Annotated in this window: 19 protein-coding genes and 1 tRNA gene; 13 read left to right on the top strand and 7 right to left on the bottom strand. The window is 60.1% G+C overall.

Annotation, left to right across the window (positions count from 1 at the left end; genetic code table 11):
- Positions 1-112: 112 nt before the first annotated feature.
- The 5 genes from BLR16_RS02315 (at position 113) to BLR16_RS29150 (ending at position 3,734) form a co-directional block, all read left to right on the top strand.
- A complete protein-coding gene (locus tag BLR16_RS02315; RefSeq protein WP_003370729.1) occupies positions 113-751 on the top strand; it encodes a cysteine hydrolase family protein in 639 nt (212 codons plus the stop codon).
- A gap of 226 nt (positions 752-977) precedes the next feature.
- Positions 978-1,991 (top strand): isopenicillin N synthase family dioxygenase, encoded by a 1,014-nt coding sequence (locus BLR16_RS02310; protein WP_092194068.1) that lies wholly within the window; start codon positions 978-980, stop codon positions 1,989-1,991.
- Position 1,992: 1 nt separating this feature from the next.
- Positions 1,993-2,379, top strand: coding sequence for a VOC family protein (locus tag BLR16_RS02305; RefSeq protein WP_074806390.1), 387 nt, complete (start codon positions 1,993-1,995; stop codon positions 2,377-2,379).
- A gap of 144 nt (positions 2,380-2,523) precedes the next feature.
- Entirely contained in the window at positions 2,524-3,282 is a 759-nt protein-coding gene (locus BLR16_RS02300; protein WP_054081104.1) for a lytic polysaccharide monooxygenase auxiliary activity family 9 protein, read from the top strand.
- A gap of 263 nt (positions 3,283-3,545) precedes the next feature.
- Positions 3,546-3,734, top strand: a complete 189-nt coding sequence (locus tag BLR16_RS29150) for a hypothetical protein (RefSeq protein WP_003370737.1) — start codon at positions 3,546-3,548, stop codon at positions 3,732-3,734.
- A 290-nt stretch (positions 3,735-4,024) separates the two neighbouring features.
- On the opposite strand, the gene BLR16_RS02290 is transcribed toward BLR16_RS29150, so the two are convergent.
- From BLR16_RS02290 to BLR16_RS02265, 6 genes are all read right to left on the bottom strand, one after another.
- Positions 4,025-4,110, bottom strand: a tRNA-Leu gene (locus tag BLR16_RS02290).
- 165 nt (positions 4,111-4,275) lie between these two features.
- Positions 4,276-5,346 carry a DNA topoisomerase IB gene (locus tag BLR16_RS02285; protein WP_003435474.1) on the bottom strand — a complete coding sequence of 357 codons (1,071 nt, stop codon included), beginning with the start codon at positions 5,344-5,346 and terminating at the stop codon, positions 4,276-4,278.
- An 89-nt stretch (positions 5,347-5,435) separates the two neighbouring features.
- A complete protein-coding gene (gene modC, locus BLR16_RS02280; protein WP_074806393.1) occupies positions 5,436-6,524 on the bottom strand; it encodes a molybdenum ABC transporter ATP-binding protein in 1,089 nt (362 codons plus the stop codon).
- Between the two features lie 3 nt (positions 6,525-6,527).
- Positions 6,528-7,208, bottom strand: coding sequence for a molybdate ABC transporter permease subunit (gene modB, locus BLR16_RS02275; RefSeq protein WP_003370743.1), 681 nt, complete (start codon positions 7,206-7,208; stop codon positions 6,528-6,530).
- Positions 7,209-7,976, bottom strand: a complete 768-nt coding sequence (gene modA / locus BLR16_RS02270) for a molybdate ABC transporter substrate-binding protein (RefSeq protein WP_046719347.1) — start codon at positions 7,974-7,976, stop codon at positions 7,209-7,211.
- 101 nt (positions 7,977-8,077) lie between these two features.
- A complete protein-coding gene (locus BLR16_RS02265; RefSeq protein WP_058396874.1) occupies positions 8,078-9,157 on the bottom strand; it encodes an NAD(P)H-dependent flavin oxidoreductase in 1,080 nt (359 codons plus the stop codon).
- A gap of 135 nt (positions 9,158-9,292) precedes the next feature.
- On the opposite strand from BLR16_RS02265, the gene BLR16_RS02260 reads away from it, so the two are divergent.
- Positions 9,293-9,952 carry an acrylate utilization transcriptional regulator AcuR gene (locus tag BLR16_RS02260; protein ID WP_044308005.1) on the top strand — a complete coding sequence of 220 codons (660 nt, stop codon included), beginning with the start codon at positions 9,293-9,295 and terminating at the stop codon, positions 9,950-9,952.
- A gap of 49 nt (positions 9,953-10,001) precedes the next feature.
- Entirely contained in the window at positions 10,002-10,985 is a 984-nt protein-coding gene (locus tag BLR16_RS02255; RefSeq protein WP_074806396.1) for an acrylyl-CoA reductase (NADPH), read from the top strand.
- A 5-nt stretch (positions 10,986-10,990) separates the two neighbouring features.
- Here the strand turns inward: BLR16_RS02255 and BLR16_RS02250 are convergent, their stop codons facing one another.
- Positions 10,991-11,455 carry an antitoxin Xre/MbcA/ParS toxin-binding domain-containing protein gene (locus tag BLR16_RS02250; RefSeq protein ID WP_046719350.1) on the bottom strand — a complete coding sequence of 155 codons (465 nt, stop codon included), beginning with the start codon at positions 11,453-11,455 and terminating at the stop codon, positions 10,991-10,993.
- 212 nt (positions 11,456-11,667) lie between these two features.
- Here BLR16_RS02250 and xerC point away from each other — a divergent pair, with 212 nt between their 5' ends.
- From xerC to BLR16_RS02220, 6 genes are all read left to right on the top strand, one after another.
- The gene (gene xerC / locus BLR16_RS02245) at positions 11,668-12,633 is read left to right on the top strand and encodes a site-specific integrase (RefSeq protein WP_003370754.1); all 966 of its coding nucleotides are present in this window, start codon (positions 11,668-11,670) and stop codon (positions 12,631-12,633) included.
- Positions 12,634-12,966: 333 nt separating this feature from the next.
- On the top strand, positions 12,967-13,359 hold the full coding sequence (locus BLR16_RS02240; protein ID WP_003435452.1) for a cupin domain-containing protein: 393 nt from the start codon (positions 12,967-12,969) through the stop codon (positions 13,357-13,359).
- Entirely contained in the window at positions 13,352-14,851 is a 1,500-nt protein-coding gene (locus BLR16_RS02235) for a methionine--tRNA ligase (RefSeq protein WP_003435449.1), read from the top strand. Before BLR16_RS02240 ends, BLR16_RS02235 begins: the two co-directional genes overlap by 8 nt.
- Before the next feature lie 14 nt (positions 14,852-14,865).
- Positions 14,866-16,020 (top strand): NAD(P)/FAD-dependent oxidoreductase, encoded by a 1,155-nt coding sequence (locus BLR16_RS02230; protein ID WP_074806399.1) that lies wholly within the window; start codon positions 14,866-14,868, stop codon positions 16,018-16,020.
- On the top strand, positions 16,017-16,997 hold the full coding sequence (locus BLR16_RS02225) for an ABC transporter substrate-binding protein (protein ID WP_074806403.1): 981 nt from the start codon (positions 16,017-16,019) through the stop codon (positions 16,995-16,997). Before BLR16_RS02230 ends, BLR16_RS02225 begins: the two co-directional genes overlap by 4 nt.
- A 43-nt stretch (positions 16,998-17,040) precedes the next feature.
- On the top strand, positions 17,041-18,360 hold the full coding sequence (locus tag BLR16_RS02220; protein ID WP_074806405.1) for a lysine N(6)-hydroxylase/L-ornithine N(5)-oxygenase family protein: 1,320 nt from the start codon (positions 17,041-17,043) through the stop codon (positions 18,358-18,360).

The following is an 18,360-nucleotide window of genomic DNA, read 5'->3' as shown; positions in this document are numbered from 1 at the left end:
ACTGCCGCGTGACCGGTGCGCAGTTCTTCCATACAGATGCCCTGAAGACATACAGCACGATTATTGCTTGGCAAGGCTATCCAGCCTGTCAGGCTCAATCGAGGTAAGTCCCATGAGCAAACCCCTTGTCCGCTGGCCGATCATTCCGCGCAGAACGGCGGTCATCGTTGTAGACATGCAAAAGGTCTTTTGTGAGCCCACCGGGGCGTTGTACGTAAAAAGTACTGCGGGCATCGTCCAGCCCATTCAGATGCTGCTGCAAACCGCACGGGCTGCGCAGGTGACGGTGGTTTATCTTCGCCATATCGTGCGCGGCGATGGTTCTGATACCGGACGCATGCGTGATCTTTATCCGAATGTGGACCAGATACTGGCACGGCATGATCCGGACGTTGAGGTCATCGAAGCGCTAGCGCCTCGGTCGGGTGATGTGATTGTCGACAAGCTGTTTTACAGCGGCTTTCATAACACGGACCTGGACACCGTGCTGCGTGCGCGGGATGTCGACACCATCATCGTCTGCGGTACGGTCACCAATGTGTGTTGTGAAACCACGATCAGGGACGGGGTGCATCGAGAATACAAAGTCATCGCCCTGAGCGACGCGAATGCTGCGATGGACTACCCGGATGTCGGGTTCGGCGCTGTTTCAGCCGAAGAGGTACAGCGAATATCGCTGACGACGATTGCCTATGAGTTTGGCGAAGTGACAACGACTGCCGACGTCATCCAGCGCATTGAAAACGCCTGAAAACAGCGGGTCGAATGTGCGCAATTCTGGCCCGTTTTTCAGACCTGTGCATTCAAACCATGCGTTCTGTTTCAGACCGTTTGATCCGGTTTTAACGGTCGAACCAGCTAACTGCTTGTATGAGCGATGAATTCTTCCAGTGGCATGCTTTCTGCTCTTGCCTCGCTGACCTTCACCCTTGTTGGTGAGCCTTTCCAGCAGCGTGTCAGCGAGAGGAAACAGCCGTATGACTCTGCAATATGTGCCCATTATCAACCTGGCCCCCTATTTCTCAGAAGACCCGGACGGTAAGGCTGCCGTAGCCAAGGCAGTCAATCAGGCGTGCAGGGACATCGGGTTTCTGGTCATTACCGAGCATCAGATTCCCGGAGAGCTTATCGACAGGGTCTCGCGTTTGACCCGCCAATTCTTTGATTTGCCGCTGTCGGAAAAGCGCAAGGTAGATCGGCCCAGCCCGGAGATGGTGCGGGGTTACAGTGCGGTGGCCGAGGAGAGCCTTTCCTATTCTCTGGAGGAAAGTGCGCCGGGGGATCTCAAGGAGTCTTTCTCCATCGGGCCGAGCGATGTGCCGGATGAAGATTATTATCACAATGCCCAAGCCGGCTCGCACTTCGCACCGAATGTCTGGCCTGCGCAAAACCTGCTGCCCGGATTCAAGGAGGCTTATCAGGCCTATTTCGATGCCATGAGCGAATTGGCCCAATCGCTGATGCGCCTGTTTGCCTTGGCATTGGAGCTGGATGAATGTTTTTTCGATGACAAGATCGACCGGCATATCAGCATGTTCCGCAGCCTGAGTTATCCGGACATCAAGACCGAAGTCGAGGCTGGTCAATTACGTGCGAGTGCGCATACCGACTACGGCAGCCTGACCATCGTGCGCCCCGATAACGCGCTGGGCGGCTTGCAAGTACGTAATCGTCAAGGCGAGTGGGTCGATGTGCCGTATGTCGAGAATGGTTTTGTGCTCAACATTGGCGACCTGATGATGCAGTGGACCAACGACCAGTGGATTTCCACGCTGCATCGAGTGGTCAACCCGCCGATGACCAGCGAGCAGGACAACCGTCGACAGTCTCTGGTGTTCTTCCATCAACCCAACTACGACACGTTAATTCAATGCCTGCCAGGCTGCCTGCAGTCTGGCGCCACGCCTCGGCATGCGCCGGTGACATCAGGCGATCATTTGCTGTCCAAGTTCGTCAAGCAGACCACCTTTGGCGGTAGCAAGGTGGCCTGATATGAACTCACTGTCTTACGTCAACGTGTTCGCGCAGGACATCGTCCGCCTGAGCACGTTCTACTCGAACCTGTTCGGCTTTCGCGAAATCGAGGCCATCAGGTCACCCATCTTTCGCGGGCTGGACACCGGCAAGTCCTGCATTGGTTTCAACGCACTGGATGCGTACGAGCTGCTTGGCCTGGAAGCATTTGCAGGCAGCACGGGGTGCAGGTTTTTGCTGAACATCGACGTGTCCGACCAAGCCGAGGTGGACCGACTGGTGCCGCTGGCAGTGGCGCAGGGCGCGAAACTGATCAAGGAACCGTACCTGACCTATTACAACTGGTATCAGGCCGTGCTGCTGGACCCTGAGCATAACGTCTTTCGCATAAACGTGATGCTCTGAAACGCTGCTGCCGAGTATGCAATGGCGAGGTGGATGGGCAGATACCCGAGGCCTTGTTTCAGGGTTTTATGGAAAAATCTACTGGCTGAACTGCTAGCTATTCCGTTCATGAAAGCAGGTCTTCAATTGTGCAACAGGCAAGGCATGCCTGATTCAATAATTGAGGATATGGACATGAATGAATCTGCTAGCGCACAACCCAGACACGGCATGGTAACCAGTCCCGAATCCCGTGGTTCTTATGCCATATCCAAAGGGCTGTTGCTGGAGTGGGAGGTGGTCGCTATGGAAGGAGGCAAAAACTTTCCAGACGAGACATTTGGTCTTGCGCACGACTTCCCTGGCGTCGATGAGCCTATTAATCTCGATCCGCCTGCGTCAGCGCCGCCGCTTGCCAACCCTCCACCAGACGGACTCATACTGAGCGGGGGGCAAGATGATCGGCGTAAATGCTTGAACCTGACGGATGTCGGGATCATTGAGGAAATAACGCAAAAAGGTCATGGTACGGCTGAAAAGTGGCCTCGGTTGAGCGTTGCGGGTGGAGACGAGTTTGAAGTTAGATGGGCGTACCATGCCGTACATGTCACACGCGGCTACCGGTGGTTTATTACCAAAGACGGCTGGGATGAAAGCAAACCCATTAGCCGGGAGGCCTTCCAGGGAAAGAACTACGTCAGTGATAACCACTTCAAATCGGACGGTCAAGACGGGTTGATGTGGAGCGATATCTCGCCGTTGAGTCCTTTTGATAAACACCGGGATGAGCTTCAGCCCGCAGAGATTACAAAAGCAACATTACCCAGCGATAAACACGGACATCATGTCATTCTTCTTGCTTGGATCGTCGCCGAAACCGATAAAGCATTTTATCAGGCGTTTGATGTTGATTTTGGTGAGTAAGGCTCATTCGGCCAGCAGTGTAAGCTCTGCGCCTTGATGACTCCTGGATCCGCTCTGTTTAAGATGTGGCCGCGTTCGGAGAGTGAGGCGACGGATGTGAAGGGTAGGGTGCAAGCGTCCAGCGACGTATTACCCCCGCTTATACTACAAGGCCTGCGCAGAGAAGAAATTGATGATCAGAAGGCCCGGCCTCAGCGCCGGGCTTTTTTTGCATCATGAAAAGGCTTAAAACAACCCACGTTTTTTTATGTGGAGTTTCAAGTGTGGGTCGACTTTTAGAACGATTGCTTGCCCTTGCTTTGTTTATGCCGCTGATGTTCGCAGGTGCATGGCTGGGATTCGAGATTCCTGGAATAGATCACGACACACGGACAATATTTTTCCTTGGCTGGATGATCGCGATGGCATTTGTTGTCGATCGAATCTGCACAAGTGTATTTAGGGAAAAGTAGACATTAGAGCCGGGATCTACATGACCGTGCCTGGTATCTGCTATTGCCTCGAAATCTCGCTGAATGGAACCATGGTGGCGATGAACTTTTTTGGTGTACTTGACGTACGTGGAGTGACCCCTAATCGCGGTGAGGGCGTGCAGTGCTTGAGTGCTTCAGATTTGGAGAGTGGTGTTCGTCGGCAGAGCGCCGGAAAAGGAGTTTTTTGGAGTTGCGGACCACGACTATTTTTCCGCACCAAAACAAAAAGGGCCTACCCGGCAAAATGCCCAGTAAGCCCTTCATATATGTGGTGCCCCGAGCCGGGGTCGAACCGGCACGTCCAAAGGACGAGGGATTTTAAGTCCCTTGCGTCTACCAATTTCGCCATCGGGGCGGTAGCGCCAAGAGCAGGGAATATATACACCCGGCCCCCATGAAGCAAGCTTGAAAGCGTCTCGAAGGGTGCAAGACGCTGCTTTTTTGTCTGTCAGAAATGCTTGGCAAATCATGAGGCTACGAAATTTTATTGCAGCAAAGGCTGATGCCGTGGTCGGGCGGCTCAGGCTTTGCTGTCTTTCACCACCGCATCGTTAACCACGGCCTCGACCTTGTCAGCCAGTATTCGCAGGTAGCTTGCCAGGGCGACTTCTTCCAGGCGCAGGCCTTTGCGTTGTCGGGAGCGGGGGAGTTTGGCCAGATTGCCGAGCAGGAAGCCCTCCAGAACCGCGGGGTGGATGTAGCATTTTCGGCAGATGGCGGGGGTATTGCCCAGTTGTTTCGAGACTGCCTTGACCATGTCGACAATGTGCCGTTTGGCGTCGGCTTCTGGCTCCCAGTGCAGTTTTTGCAGCGTTGCCAGCGCCAGCGCGCTGGCCGCCCAGGTTCGGTAGTCCTTGGCCGTGAAGTCCGAGCCGGTGAGGCTTTGCAGGTAGGCATTGATATCGGATGAGGTCACTGCGTGGCGCACGCCGTCTTCGTCCAGGTACTGGAAGAGGTTTTGTCCGGGCAGCTCCATGCAGCGCTTGATCACGTTGGCCAGACGCCGATCCTTGACGCTGACCTTGTGCTCGACGCCGCTCTTGCCGCGGAATTCGAAGAGGATCTGACCGCCTTTGACCTCGACGTGTTTATTGCGCAGGGTGGTCAGGCCGTACGAACGGTTTTCCTTGGCGTACTGGCTGTTGCCGATGCGGATCAGAGTGGCGTCCAGCAATGAAATGACTGTCGCCATGACTTTTTCCCGGCCCATGCCCGGCTGGGCGAGCTGTGCTTCGATCTGCTTGCGCACTTTGGGCAGCGCATGGCCGAACTCGATCAGCCGCGAGTATTTGTCCTGATCACGTATTTCGCGCCAGCGCGGGTGGTAGCGATACTGTTTGCGCCCACGGGCGTCGCGGCCAGTGGCTTGCAGGTGACCCAACGGGTCGGCACAGATCCACACCTCGGTGTAGGCGGGCGGCACTGCCAGAGCGTTGATGCGCTTGATCTCCGACTCGTCCTTGATGCGCTGACCGTTAGTGTCGAAGTACGCGAATTTGCCGCGCAGTACCTTGCGTGTAAGGCCCGGTTGAGTGTCGTCTACGTAATGCAGTTCACTGGCGGGCTGGCTGATGGCAGTCGAGTCAGGCATGGCTAAGTTCCAAAGGCAGTTAAAAACACTGACCTCGGCCTTTTACGGTGGTGCCGTTTATTTGCTGCGTGGCGGTTTTTTTCGAAAGGTCAGGCCAGCACCGCGACCGCCTTGATCTGCGCCCAGAGCGACTGGCCTCTGTGCAGGTTCAGTTGGTCGCTGGAATAGCGAGTGATGCGCGCGAGCAGCGGCGTGCCGCCCGCGTCCAGTTTGACCAGGACGTGCGCCGAATTGTCGGCCAGCGCTTCCTCGATCACCGTGACCGGCAAGCGGTTGAGGATGCTGCTCTGGTAATCGGGTTGCAGGTTGAGGCTGACGTCCCGGGCCTGGACCTTGATGCGCAGCAGGGTGCCGACCTGCATCTGCACGTGGGCGACGCGCATGCTCAGTTTGCTGCCGGGCAGCGTCACGGTGAGCAGCTGGTAATGGTGATCATAGGCGCTGACCGTGCCTTCGATGACCACCCCCGCATCACTGCCCATCGCCAGAGGCAGGTCCAGCCGCGCCAGGGTTTCGTGGATCGGACCGCTGGCCAGCACGTTGCCTGCGTCGAGCAGTACCAAGTGGTCCGCCAGGCGTGCGACTTCATCCTGAGCGTGGCTGACGTACAGCATGGGGATGTCCAGCTCCCGGTGCAGGCGCTCCAGGTACGGCAGAATTTCACTTTTGCGCCGGGTGTCCAGCGCCGCCAGCGGCTCATCGAGCAGCATCAGCCGCGGGCTGGTCAGCAGCGCGCGTGCGATGCCTACGCGCTGGCGCTCGCCACCGGACAGCTTGTCCGGGCTGCGTTCTAGCAGATGATCAATGCCGAGCAATTCGCTGGCCTGCGGCAGTTGAATGCGGCGCTGCTGGCGCGGGATACGTTTCATCCCGAACTCCAGATTGTCCCGTACCGACAGATGCGGGAACAGGCTGGCTTCCTGAAACACGTAGCCGATCGCCCGCTTGTGCGGAGCCAGGAAAATACCTTTTTCAGTGTCTTGCCAGACTTCCTCGTGAACGCGGATGAAGCCCTGATCGGCTTTTTCCAGACCGGCGATGCAGCGCAGGCAGGTCGTCTTACCCGAGCCGGAAGGCCCGAACAGCGCGGTAATGCCCGAACCCGGCAGTCTCAGGTCGGTACGGACGGTGAAATCCGGGTAGGCCATTTGCAGGCGGACTTCTATCGGCGACGCCATGACTCAGCTCCATGCCGTTTTGGATTTGCCGCTGGAATACAACGCCAGCAGCACCAGAAAGGAAAAGACCAGCATCGCGCCGGCCAGCCAGTGCGCTTGCAGGTACTCCATGGATTCGACGTGATCGAAGATTTGCACTGACACCACACGGGTTTTCTCGGGAATGTTGCCGCCGATCATCAGCACCACACCGAACTCGCCGACCGTGTGCGCGAACCCGAGGATCGCCGCAGTGATAAACCCCGGCTTTGCCAGTGGCAGAATTATGTGGGAAAAAGTGTCCCAAGGACCGGCCCGCAAGGTGGCTGCGACCTCCAGAGGGCGGGTGCCGATCGCTGCAAACGCGTTCTGCAGCGGCTGCACGACGAAAGGCATCGAGTACAGAACCGAGCCAATCACCAGCCCGGCAAAGCTGAAAGTCAGCGTGCCCATCCCCAAGCTTTGGGTAAGCTGACCCACCGCACCGTTAGGCCCGAGCAGCAGCAACAGGTAAAAACCGATAACGGTTGGCGGCAGCACCAGGGGCAGGGCGACCACTGCGCCAATCGGCCCCTTCAGCCATGAATCAGTGCGCGCCAGCCACAGCGCGATGGGCGTGCCGATGATCAGCAGGATAACGGTGGTCAGCGACGCCAGTTTCAGCGTCAGCCAGATCGCCGCGATGTCGGCACTCCCCAGCGGCATTTACAGCTGGTATCCGAAGGACTTGATGATCGCGGCGGCTTTCGGGCCCTTGAGGTACTCGACCAGCGCCTTGGCAGCGGCGCTGTCCTTGCCTTTGTTAAGGATGACCGCGTCCTGCTTGATCGGGTCATGCAGGTCATCCGGTACGATCCAGGCCGAGCCGCCGGTCAACTTGCCATCCTTGTAGACCTGCGACAGGGCCACGAAACCCAGCTCGGCATTGCCGGTGGACACGAACTGGTAGGCCTGGGTAATGCTCTGACCTTCGACGATCTTGGCTTTGGTGGCTTCGGTCAGGCCCAGTTTGCTCAGCACCTGGGTTGCTGCCAGGCCGTAGGGAGCGGTTTTGGGGTTGGCGATGGACAAGTGTTGATACTGATTGGCCTTGAGCACCTGGCCCTTGCTGTCGACATAACCATCCTTGGCTGACCACAGCGCCAGCGTTCCTACCGCGTAGGTGAAACGCGACCCCTTGATGGTGTCGCCTTCCTGCTCGAGTTTTGCGGGTGTCGTGTCGTCAGCCGAGAGGAACACCTCGAACGGCGCGCCATTTTTGATCTGCGTATAGATCTGACCGGTAGCGCCAAACGCAGCGACCAGCTTGTGGCCGGTGTCCTTCTCGAAGTCAGTGGCTATCGCCTGGATCGGCGCGGTGAAATTGGCCGCCACGGCGACCTGCACTTCGTCGGCAGACGCATGGGCTGCAGCAGAGGCGGCCAAGGCCAGCACGGAGAACTTGAGAATGGCGCGCAGCGTGGTCGTTCGCATGAAACAGCTCCTTGATGATGAAAACGCACGCCATCGAGATAAGGGCGTTTCGCTATATAGATAAATATATAGCGTCAGCCTATTGTTCTGAAAGCACTGTTTTATTGCGGAGACAGAATTTTCAGCGCGTTTTCAGCCAGTTGCCGCGTCAGTTCGGTGGCCCCCAGCTGATGTTTGATACCGACTGCCTGGCCTGCCCAGAGGTTCACAAAGTCACTGCTGCCCAGTTTTTCCGCCTGCGCGCGCAGCGGCATCAAGGCACCGCCCGCCAACGGAAATGCCGGGGCTAGCGGGCTGATGGGGCCTGCCTCGCGCATGATCCGGTTGACGATGCCTCGCGCCGGGCGCCCGGTGAAGAGGTTGGTCAGAGCGGTCTGGCTGCCCGAGGCATCGTATAGCGCCTGGCGGTGCAGGGCGCTGACGCTGGCTTCCGGGCAGAATAGATACGCGGTTCCGACCTGTACCGCCGAAGCGCCCAGGACAAATGCTGCTGCGACCCCGCGACCGTCTGCAATGCCACCTGCCGCGATGACCGGGATACTTGTCGCGTCAGCGATTTGCGGCACCAGCGCAAAGGTGCCGACCTGTGTGTGCAGTTGATCGCTGAGAAACAGCCCCCGATGGCCGCCTGCTTCATAGCCCATGGCAATGACCGCATCGCAGCCGTGTCGCTCCAGCCAGACCGCTTCCTCGACTGTGGTGGCTGACGAGATGATCTTCGCACCGGTGGCCCGGACCCGATCCAGTAACGATGGCTGCGGAAGGCCGAAATGGAAACTCACCACTTCCGGCCTCAATCGTTCGATCAGCGTGCAACTGTCACTGTCGAAAGGCGCGCGGTTGGAGACAGGTGTTGGCGCATCGAAATCGGCACCCAGTTCCTCGTAATACGGCTTGAGCGACTGCTTCCAGCGTTCAGCACGCTCGGCATCGTCGGCCGGAGGCTGATGGCAGAAGAAATTCAGGTTCAGCGGGGCGTTGCCGGTCTGCTGTCTGAAAGTCGCGACTTCCTGATCGATTTTCTCAGGGGTGAACATGGCGCAGGGCAATGCCCCCAAGCCGCCAGCCTGAGCCACAGCAATGGCCATCTGCGATCCGCTGGCGCCCGCCATGGGGGCTTGCAACAGGGGCAGTTCGATGGCGAACAGGTCAATGATGCGGCTATCTGGCCATTGGCTCATGGGATTCTCCGGCAGGCATTCGGCAAACGCTCATTGAGCGCGAGAATGGTGTGAATGGCAAACGCAACGGCGAGCGTCGACAAGCCGGCAGGGCCATTCGGTTGACATAAAAAACGATCGGTCTACTATTCAGGCATGACTCAGCCAACTATCCCACTACCCACTCCCTCACTCGCCAGGCCCCGGCGTCCCGGCCGGCCGCCGAAGGTTGATCGCGATAACCTCGAGACCCGCGAGGCGCTGTTGCGCCGCGGTCTGGAAGTGCTCACCGAACAGAGCTTTTCGGCCACGGGGCTGGATTACATCCTCAAGGAAGTCGGCATTCCCAAAGGCTCCTTCTATCACTATTTCCCCAGTAAGGAAGCCTTCGGCCGGGCGGTGCTGGATGAGTACGCGCGCTATTTCGCACAGCGGCTGGACCGCTGGCTGCTGGATGAGGCGCTTTCGCCACTGGAACGACTGGTCGGCTTTGTGCAGAGCGCCAAGGGCGGTATGGCGCGACACGACTACCGACGCGGTTGCATGGTCGGCAATCTGGGCCAGGAAATCAGTCTCTTGCCGGACGGATTTCGAGAGGTACTGGAACAGACGCTGCTGGACTGGCAGTCAAAGCTGGCGGGCTGTCTGAGGTCTGCGCAATCAATGGGCGAATTGGCTGCAGACGCTGATTGCGATGAGCTGGCCGCGTTTTTCTGGATCGGCTGGGAAGGCGCAGTGCTGCGCGCCCGGCTGGTCAAAAGCGCTACACCATTGAACACGTTCATCGCCGGCTACCTTCGTGGTTTGCCGCAATGATTTCTCTTCAGGGCTATTTAAAGACGACCAGTCTAAATTGGAGGCGCATATGTTCAAGGGCATCTTGATCGACAAGGATGAGGCGGGCTACCACGTCAATCTGACCGACATCGACGAAGCGCGGCTGCCCACGGGCGACGTGACGATCGACGTGTCGCACAGCACGCTCAATTACAAGGACGCGCTGGCGATCACGGGTCAGAGCCCGATCGTGCGCAGCTTTCCGATGGTGCCGGGTATTGACCTGGCCGGTACGGTCGAAGCCAGCGACACCCCTGAATTCAAGGCCGGGGACAAGGTTCTGCTCAATGGCTGGGGTGTCGGTGAAGGGCATTGGGGCGGCCTGGCGCAGAAGGCCCGACTCAAGAGCGAATGGCTCATTCCTCTGCCGCAGGCCTTCACGCCGGCGCAGGCGATGGCCATCGGCACGGCGGGCTACACCGCGATGCTCAGTGTCCTGGCACTGGAAAAGCACGGCTTGACCCCGGACCACGGTGATGTGCTGGTCACCGGCGCCAATGGTGGGGTCGGCAGCTTTGCCATCGCCATCCTCGCCAGGCTCGGCTATCGGGTCATTGCCTCCACAGGGCGGGCTTCGGAAAGCGAGTACCTGCAGCAACTCGGCGCGGCACAGATCATTGACCGGCAAACCCTCTCGCAGCCTGGGCGACCGCTAGCCAAGGAGCAATGGGCGGCGGCAGTCGACTCTGTCGGCAGCCATACACTGGCCAATGTGTGCGCCGGTATTCGTTATCGCGGCGTGGTGGCGGCCTGTGGTCTGGCGCAGGGCATGGAGTTTCCGGGTTCGGTTGCGCCGTTCATTCTGCGCGGTGTCACGCTGGCGGGTATCGACAGCGTGACCCGCCCGCGCGCGGACCGGCTGGAAGCCTGGTCGAGGCTCGCGAGCGACCTGGACATGTCGTTGCTGCCGCTGATCAGCCGTGAAGTCGGCTTGAGCGAGGTGATCGACCTCGCGCCGCAATTGATTGCAGGGCAGGTTCGTGGCCGGATCGTGGTGGATACTGCACGCTGAGTGAATCACGGCGCGTCAGCACTGGCACACTCGAGTGCGACCAGTGCGCGATGCACTTGCGTCGTGCCGAGCCCGGTTTCGCATAATTGCAACGGCGTGCGACCGCCGAGTGACGTATTGCGCGTAACCAGCCATTGGCCGGCACGCTCGGGCGTTGCAAACACCTGCAGAGCGTGGCTGGCAATCATCGCCACACGGTCCAGGCGTTCGGAGGCCACCAGGTCCAGTGACTGCTGCTGGCGCTGGCGCCGTTCGAGAGTTGAAATCGATGCGTTGAACAGCGCTTCCATTTGCCGGGGACCAAGGGCCAGCGCGTCCCGGACTGCACGGATCCAGCGCGGCGCAAAGCCCGCCTGAATGTTCGTCAGGCGTTCGGCTTCGCTGCGCTGACTGAGCTGGTAAGTCAGCAACCAGAAACTGGCCGCCGCTTCACGACGACCACTTGTTTTGCTGGTAGAGGACGGAATCAAGGTACGCGCCGACCTTCGGTGGCGGAAAGGACGGCCAAGGCTATCTCAGGCGACACGTTGTTCAAACACCACGATGTTACCGGGCGTTGCCTGACGGCGCTGCAGCGCAGGTGTTGCGCCAGAGCCCTCGTGCTAAAGTCGGTCGCCTGAATACGAATGAAAAGCGCCGTGGCTGTTGGCACGCGCTTGCACCAGAAAAGGCGTCGCTCCCTATGCCGCACGACCCTCACACCGACCAGGACGCACGGATTGTCAGCCAGCCTTCGCTGCCCGACGTCAACAAGCCGCTGCGCCTCTACCTCGACCGCCTGGCACCTTCAAGCCGCCTGACCATGACCTACGTTCTGCAGGATGCGGCAGACCGGCTGGGCATGGCTGACGTCGATATTCATGATATTCCCTGGCATACCCTGCAACCTGGCCACGTTACCGCGCTGGTCGCAACGCTGCGTCAGGATGACTATGCGCCCAATACCACCTCGCTGTATGTGAACGCCATTCGCGGGGTGATGAACGAAGCCTGGCGGCACGACCTGATCAGCCACGATCAGTTGTTGAAAATCCGCTCGATCAAACCGGTCAGCGGCACGCGATTGGTCAAGGGCCGCAACATCCGTCGCACGCTGATTCGCGAGCTGATGGAAGCCTGTGCTGCCGACCCCAGGCCGCAAGGGCGTCGCGATGCCGCGATCATTGCCATTCTGTATGGCTCGGGGATGCGCAAGTCCGAGTCGGTCAACCTCGACCTTTCCCAGATCGATTTCGCCGAGCGCAGCCTGCGGGTGCTGGGCAAAGGCAACAAGCAACTGATCAAGTACGCCCCCGAATGGGCCTTCAAGGCGCTGAACGACTGGCTGGCCTTGCGCCGGTCGTGCCTCCCGCCGGGGCAGGGCGATGACCCGTTCCTGTTCAACCGGATCCGCCGTGGCAGCCATATCACCCGCGACAGAATCACCAAACATGCCATTTACTTCATCGCCAAGCAGCGCGGGCGGCAAGTGGGCGTGAACATCATGCCCCACGATTTTCGACGCTCGTTCATCACCCGGGTGATAGAAGAGTTCGATCTGTCGATTGCCCAGAAGCTCGCGCACCACACGCATATCTCGACCACCGCCAGTTACGACATGCGCAGTGACAACGAGCGGCGCAACGTTGTGGACGGGTTCGACCTTTGAGCAAAAAAAAGCCACCTCGCGTAAACGGGGTGGCTTAAAAGATCTAACCAAAGGAGTGATGAAGCAGAGCAGAGATTCACCGGCATCGCGACGCGGATTCGCGGGGCCGGGAGAAATGTTCGTTCATCGCCGGCAACGTTAACACCGCCGCTCCCGATTCAGTTATCAGCGTTATCGATAGCCGTCATTGTCAAAAAAAATAGGACGGTGGGCCTGCCTGCGGATCGCCATCCAAAAAGTGGATAGTTCGACCCTGAGGTATCCGGCAATCGGATAGCCAACAATTGGCAACAATTTCATGCTTTGCCGCACTTGAAACGTACGGGACTGAGCATGGAAAAGTTCGATATACACCGTAAAACCCGATTCGACTCGTTGGTACAGGAGTACGGTCTGGATGGCAGCCGCCTGCTGCCGTGGGAAGGCTATCCGATGCCGTTTGCTGGCGGCTGGTGCGTGGTCCGTCCGGGCACCCGCAGCGAAGCACACACACAGATCGATCAGGAAATCTTCATCGCCATCAAGGGCAGTGCGCGTCTGGTTGTCGGTGACAGGGAGATGGATTTCAGCGTCGGCGATATCGCCGCCATTCCGAAACACACCAACCATTACGTCATCAACGATTCCGCCGAGGACTTCCACTTTTATGTGGTCTGGTGGGACATGAACTACGTCAACGCATTCGTGGCGCAGCACAGCGAGACCACGGGGTGCCTCGATGAGTAAGTTCATCGTCACCATCACGCCACCGACACCCAACGGCGATTTGCACATAGGCCATATCGCCGGACCGTTTCTGGCCGCTGATGTGTTTACCCGGGTGCAGCGTCAGCGCGGTCACGAGTGTGTGCTGGTGTCCTACTCCGACGACTACCAGTCCTACATGCTGCGCAAAGGACTGGAGCAGGGCGTCGACCCGGTCGAGCTGGCCAGGCGCAATTCCGACCGTATCGAAGCTTCTCTGGCGGCCATCAACATACAGCCCGACAACTGGATGCGCCCGCACGACAATGCGTGGTTTGCCGAAGCGGTGGGTGAGGTGTTCAGTGCGTTGCGTGATGTCGGCGCAATCGAATGTCGGGATTCCAGCGAGCCGTATTGCCCTGATTGCGACGTCTGGGGCTACGAGGCCTTTGCCCGGGGCAACTGCAATTACTGCGGTGCCGAGTCCGACGCCAGTCAGTGCGAGAACTGTGCTCAGGCCCCTGACGCCGAGCTGATGACGGACTTGCGCTGCAAGCTCTGCGGTCAGCCCTCGCAATGGAAAACCGTCCATCGCGCGTTTCTGAAACTGGCCGGGTTCAAGCCGCAGTTGCGTGACCGTCTGCTGGGCCAGTCATGGCGCAAGCCGCTCGACAGCTGGTTGCGCGACAGCCTGGAGCACTTGCATGACTGGGGCGTCACGCGTCCAGGCGACGGCGGGCTCGACCTGCAGGCCGACGGCTCGTGCCGGGTGCACACCTGGTTCATGGGGCTGGCAGGCTATATGGCGGCATTTCGGGAGTACGCCGACCGCGTCGGGCGTCCGGAGCTGTTTCGTCAGTACTGGCAGTCGGGGCAGGGCACGCTGGTGCACTTTCTCGGCTTTGACTGTGTGTTCAGCCACGCCATCGTCTACCCGGCACAACTGTCGGCGCTGCGCGACATCAAGGTCCGCCAGCGCTTCATGCCCAATCAGTTTCTCAAGCTGGACGGCCTGAACCTGTCGACCAGTCGCAACCACGCGATCTGGGTCGGTGACCTGGCCCGTGAAGCCTGCGCCGACAGTGCGCGCCTGTATCTGGCGAGTATCGCGCCGGAAGAAAGCGAAGGTGATTTCCGCCTGGCGCAGTTCCTCGCATGGCGGACAGAGGTGTTCAGCGAGTTTTTCCCGGCCTTGCTGGACGCTGGAAGTAATCGTGACGACCACTGGTGGAGCGGCCTCTGCGGGGCCGACGCCGGACTCCTGGAAGCGCTGCGCTTGCAATGGAGCAAAGCCTCGGAGCCTGCGCAGTTTTCGATGAAACGCATGGCCCAGGTGCTGCTGGACGTAATCGCCATTACTCGCGCGCGTTTGGCCGAAGGTCGTCCGGTCAGCCATCTGGCGGCATTCATCGCGGTGCTTGGCAAGGCGCTGATTCCGGACATGTCAGCGCAGATCATCAGCGCGTTCGGACTGCCCGAGGCCCGCGTCCATGCCACGCTGATGAACGGCCCGGCCGCTGAATACTCCATCTGAACGGACTCACGACAATGCTCATCGATTATGAGATAGCGGTCATTGGCGCCGGGATCACCGGCGCCAGTATCGCGGCGAAGCTGTGCAGCGCCGGTGTGTCGGTCGCGCTGATCGACAAGGGCGCAGCCGGCAGCCTGGGCGCAAGCGGTTATTCCGGCGGCCTGGTTCGCCTGTATGACAGCGATCCGCTGCTGATGGAGCTGGCGGCCTATTCCATCAGCCTGATGGACGACGGGGTTTTTGCGAGCACTTACGCCACTGCGTTGCGGCGTACCGGGGTGATTTACCGGGCGGCTACGGACCAGCTGGATAACCTGCACCGCGCCATCGACCAGTACGGCAGCGAACGCTACCCGATGCGCCTGCTGTCAGGTCACGAGCTCGATGGCCAGCGCTACCCGCACTGTCCGACGCTGGAACGCGTCAACCTGTTCGAGCCGCGCGCCTGCGTCGGCAATGTGCGCCAGGCCGTCGCCGCGCTGTGTCAGTCAGTACGCCAGCAGGGCTTGCTGCTGGAGCATCGCGAGATCAAGTCCATCGACTGCCGTGCGCCCGACCTTGTGCACATCGACCTGGGCAGCGCCACGCTGCGTTGCCGCGCCGTGGTGGTCGCTGCCGGTGCCTGGAGCCAGCACCTGGTGCCGCACTCGGGGCTGGAAGCACGCTCGATTCCCCTGGCCCGGGTGCTGACCGAAGGCGACTGGTCAATGCCGGTGATTGATGCGGTGAGCCAGAGCTACGGCATACCGCTGACTCGCCATATCGTGCAGACCGGCTGTGGCGCGCGTGATAGCGGCCTGTGGCCCGAGCACCTTGCGCAGTCTGACGCACGGCATGCCGAGGACGCCTGCAAGCGCGTCGCCCAGTTGTGCGCCTCGGTCGGCAAGCCGCACGTGCTCGATGTGTTGCCCGGTTTCGACAGCTACAGCGCCGACGGTCGGCCGATGCTGGGGTTCTGCGCCGAGCGCAGCCCGGTGTATCTGGCCGCAGGCATGTCCGGGCTGGGCTTCAAGTTTGCGCCCGGCGTGGCGCACATTGCGGTCGAGCAACTGCGCAGGCATCTGGCCGGAGCTGACCGCGCTTGCTCTGGCTGGTCGGCATTGTCGCCAGGCAGGGCGATGCCGGGCTTTTCAGTCCAAGGCCTCGCGCTGGCGAGCGTGCAGTCATGACGTCTTCGATCGAATCGCGCCTGCCGGGCTTGCGAGTCGGGGTCAGCGCTCTGTTCGACCCCGACGACACGCCGCATGCACGGACCTTATTGAGGGCGCTGGCGGTGGCGCGCAATGGCATGCCGGGGCTCGAGCGGGTGCAGTGGCACTTTCTCGACGACGCTGCCGATGCCGTTCGCGGTGCCGATGTGGCCCGGCAAATGATCGACTGGAAGGCCGATCTGGTCATCGGTCATTTCTCTTCGGATGCCGCCGTCGCTGCCGCGCCGCTGTATCGACACGCCGGCATTGCCCTGCTGACCCCCGCGGCGACGATCGATTGCCTGACTCTGGAGCATGACAACGTCTTTCGTTTCTGCCCCTCGGACCGGCAACTGGCGGCGGAGCTGGTCAGCTGGCTGGCGACTCGTCAGTGGCCGCGCGTGCATGTTCAGGCCGACGACAGTGCTCACGGTCGGGCCTTGTGCGTCGCCATCAGCGCGGCACTGGCCAGTGCCGGTTTGCAACGTGTCGACGAGCTCGACCAGGCCGATGTCGAGGTGTTTGCCGGACGCCTCAAACCCAGTCTCGAGCACTGGCAAGCGCGGCGGCAAGCGGGCAGTACTCGACCGCTGGTGCTGACCGACGACGCTGCCTCGCCGTATCTGGGGCGCGCCGCAGCGCACGACATTAACACCTTCGTGATTGGCTTCGGAGCCCCCGACAACGCCGAACATCGCTGTCAGGCCCAGGCACTGCACCGGTCGCTGTTCGCTGCCGAACCGCAGACCTACTTTCGCGAAAGCCTGCTGATGCTTTACGTGCTGGCCGAGGTGGCTCGCAGCGCTCTTCGCGCCGCACAACTGCCTGACGCACTTCGGCACAGCACCTTCAACACACCGCTGGGCTCGGTCAGCTTCGATCAGGGAGAGCTGCGCAGCGCGACGACCTGCCTCTGGACGCCAGGCCCCACCGGGCTGAGCCGCATCACCCCATAGCACCCAAACACCGCTTTACACCAACTCTAAGGACAGGAACTTCATGGGTAACTCGACACCACACACCTTGCATTCGGACGCCGTCTGTATCGGCTTCGGTCCGGCCGGTATCGCGCTGGCCTGCGCGTTTGCCGATGCGCGGGAGGCCAATGACCCGCTGGGCGCGCTGTCCGTTCGCTATCTGGAGGCCGCGCAGGACAGCCAATGGCATCGCGAACTGCTGCTGGCCGGAACGGACATCAACCATCACGTATTTCGCGATCTGGTGACCCCGCGTAATCCACGCAGCCGCTTCTCGTTCGCCATGTACCTCAAGGAACACGGGAGAATGTTCGATTTCGGCCTGCTGGGCCGCCCGGCCAGTCGCCATGAATGGTCGGACTATCTGGCCTGGGTCGCCGCAGAGGTGGGCGGTCAGACCTGCTTCAACACGCCGGTCACAGGCATTGACCCGGTGCTGCGTCACGGACGCCTGCATGAACTACGCGTATGCACGCCGGATACCAGCTTCACGACGCGCAATGTCGTGCTGTCCAGCGGCAGTGCGCCGCGTATTCCGCACGCGTTCGAGGCGCTGATCGGCCCGACGCTGTTTCACACGTCGCAGTTTCTGAGCCGCCTGCAAGCCTTTGGCGAGCAGTTGCCCAAGCGCTGGCTGGTGCTCGGTTCGGGGCAGAGCGCCAGTGAATCGGTGCTGGAACTGGTCAACCGCGACCCCAACATCGAGGTGCATTCAGTGCATCGCTCGGCTGGTTTCAAACTCACCCAGTTGGGCCAGTTCCCCAACCGGGTATTCGCTCCGGATCACGTCGATTATTTCCATAGCCTGGACCCCGCGGCGCGGCAGCGTTTTCTCGACTGGAGCCGCTCGACCAATTACGCAGGGATTGATCCGGACGAAAGCCAGAAGCTGTTTTCGTTGATCTACGAAGACGCCATCGCTGGTCGCAAGCGCCTGCAGACCTACGCCTACAGCGTGATCAGCGCCATCGAGCCCGTCGCCGAGGGCTACCGGGTCGAGCTGACCGACACGTTCAGCCAGCGCACTCAGGTGCTGGAGGTCGACGCCGTGGTGCTCGGCACCGGGTATCAGCACTACCTGATACCCCCGTTGTTGAGTGGTTTGCAGCCATGGCTGCAGGCCGATGTCGACGGGGGGCTGCTCATCGATCGGGATTATCGGGTCGCCACTCAAGGCGAGTGCGACGTGAATATCTGGGTCAACGGTCTTTCCGAACGCAGTCACGGAATCAGTGACAGTCAGTCGTTTTCACTGATGGCGTTGCGCGCCGAGCGTATCGCCACGGCCCTTCAGGAGGTTGTAGCACCGGCCGCCGAACCCTTGCTGGCACAGTGGAAGTGA

This window comes from Pseudomonas sp. BS3767 (genome assembly GCF_900099665.1).
Lineage (GTDB): Bacteria > Pseudomonadota > Gammaproteobacteria > Pseudomonadales > Pseudomonadaceae > Aquipseudomonas > Aquipseudomonas cerasi.
This window is presented reverse-complemented; position numbering and strand designations above follow the sequence as displayed.

Excerpts from the sequence above, each read along its gene's own strand:
- BLR16_RS02315 (WP_003370729.1), top strand. The coding sequence starts at position 113 with ATGAGCAAACCCCTTGTCCGCTGGCCGATCATTCCGCGCAGAACGGCG.
- BLR16_RS02310 (WP_092194068.1), top strand. The coding sequence starts at position 978 with ATGACTCTGCAATATGTGCCCATTATCAACCTGGCCCCCTATTTCTCA.
- BLR16_RS02305 (WP_074806390.1), top strand. The coding sequence starts at position 1,993 with ATGAACTCACTGTCTTACGTCAACGTGTTCGCGCAGGACATCGTCCGC.
- BLR16_RS02300 (WP_054081104.1), top strand. The coding sequence starts at position 2,524 with ATGCCTGATTCAATAATTGAGGATATGGACATGAATGAATCTGCTAGC.
- BLR16_RS02285 (WP_003435474.1), bottom strand. The coding sequence starts at position 5,346 with ATGCCTGACTCGACTGCCATCAGCCAGCCCGCCAGTGAACTGCATTAC.
- modC (WP_074806393.1), bottom strand. The coding sequence starts at position 6,524 with ATGGCGTCGCCGATAGAAGTCCGCCTGCAAATGGCCTACCCGGATTTC.
- modB (WP_003370743.1), bottom strand. The coding sequence starts at position 7,208 with ATGCCGCTGGGGAGTGCCGACATCGCGGCGATCTGGCTGACGCTGAAA.
- modA (WP_046719347.1), bottom strand. The coding sequence starts at position 7,976 with ATGCGAACGACCACGCTGCGCGCCATTCTCAAGTTCTCCGTGCTGGCC.
- BLR16_RS02265 (WP_058396874.1), bottom strand. The coding sequence starts at position 9,157 with ATGAGCCAATGGCCAGATAGCCGCATCATTGACCTGTTCGCCATCGAA.
- BLR16_RS02260 (WP_044308005.1), top strand. The coding sequence starts at position 9,293 with ATGACTCAGCCAACTATCCCACTACCCACTCCCTCACTCGCCAGGCCC.
- BLR16_RS02255 (WP_074806396.1), top strand. The coding sequence starts at position 10,002 with ATGTTCAAGGGCATCTTGATCGACAAGGATGAGGCGGGCTACCACGTC.
- xerC (WP_003370754.1), top strand. The coding sequence starts at position 11,668 with ATGCCGCACGACCCTCACACCGACCAGGACGCACGGATTGTCAGCCAG.
- BLR16_RS02240 (WP_003435452.1), top strand. The coding sequence starts at position 12,967 with ATGGAAAAGTTCGATATACACCGTAAAACCCGATTCGACTCGTTGGTA.
- BLR16_RS02235 (WP_003435449.1), top strand. The coding sequence starts at position 13,352 with ATGAGTAAGTTCATCGTCACCATCACGCCACCGACACCCAACGGCGAT.
- BLR16_RS02230 (WP_074806399.1), top strand. The coding sequence starts at position 14,866 with ATGCTCATCGATTATGAGATAGCGGTCATTGGCGCCGGGATCACCGGC.
- BLR16_RS02225 (WP_074806403.1), top strand. The coding sequence starts at position 16,017 with ATGACGTCTTCGATCGAATCGCGCCTGCCGGGCTTGCGAGTCGGGGTC.
- BLR16_RS02220 (WP_074806405.1), top strand. The coding sequence starts at position 17,041 with ATGGGTAACTCGACACCACACACCTTGCATTCGGACGCCGTCTGTATC.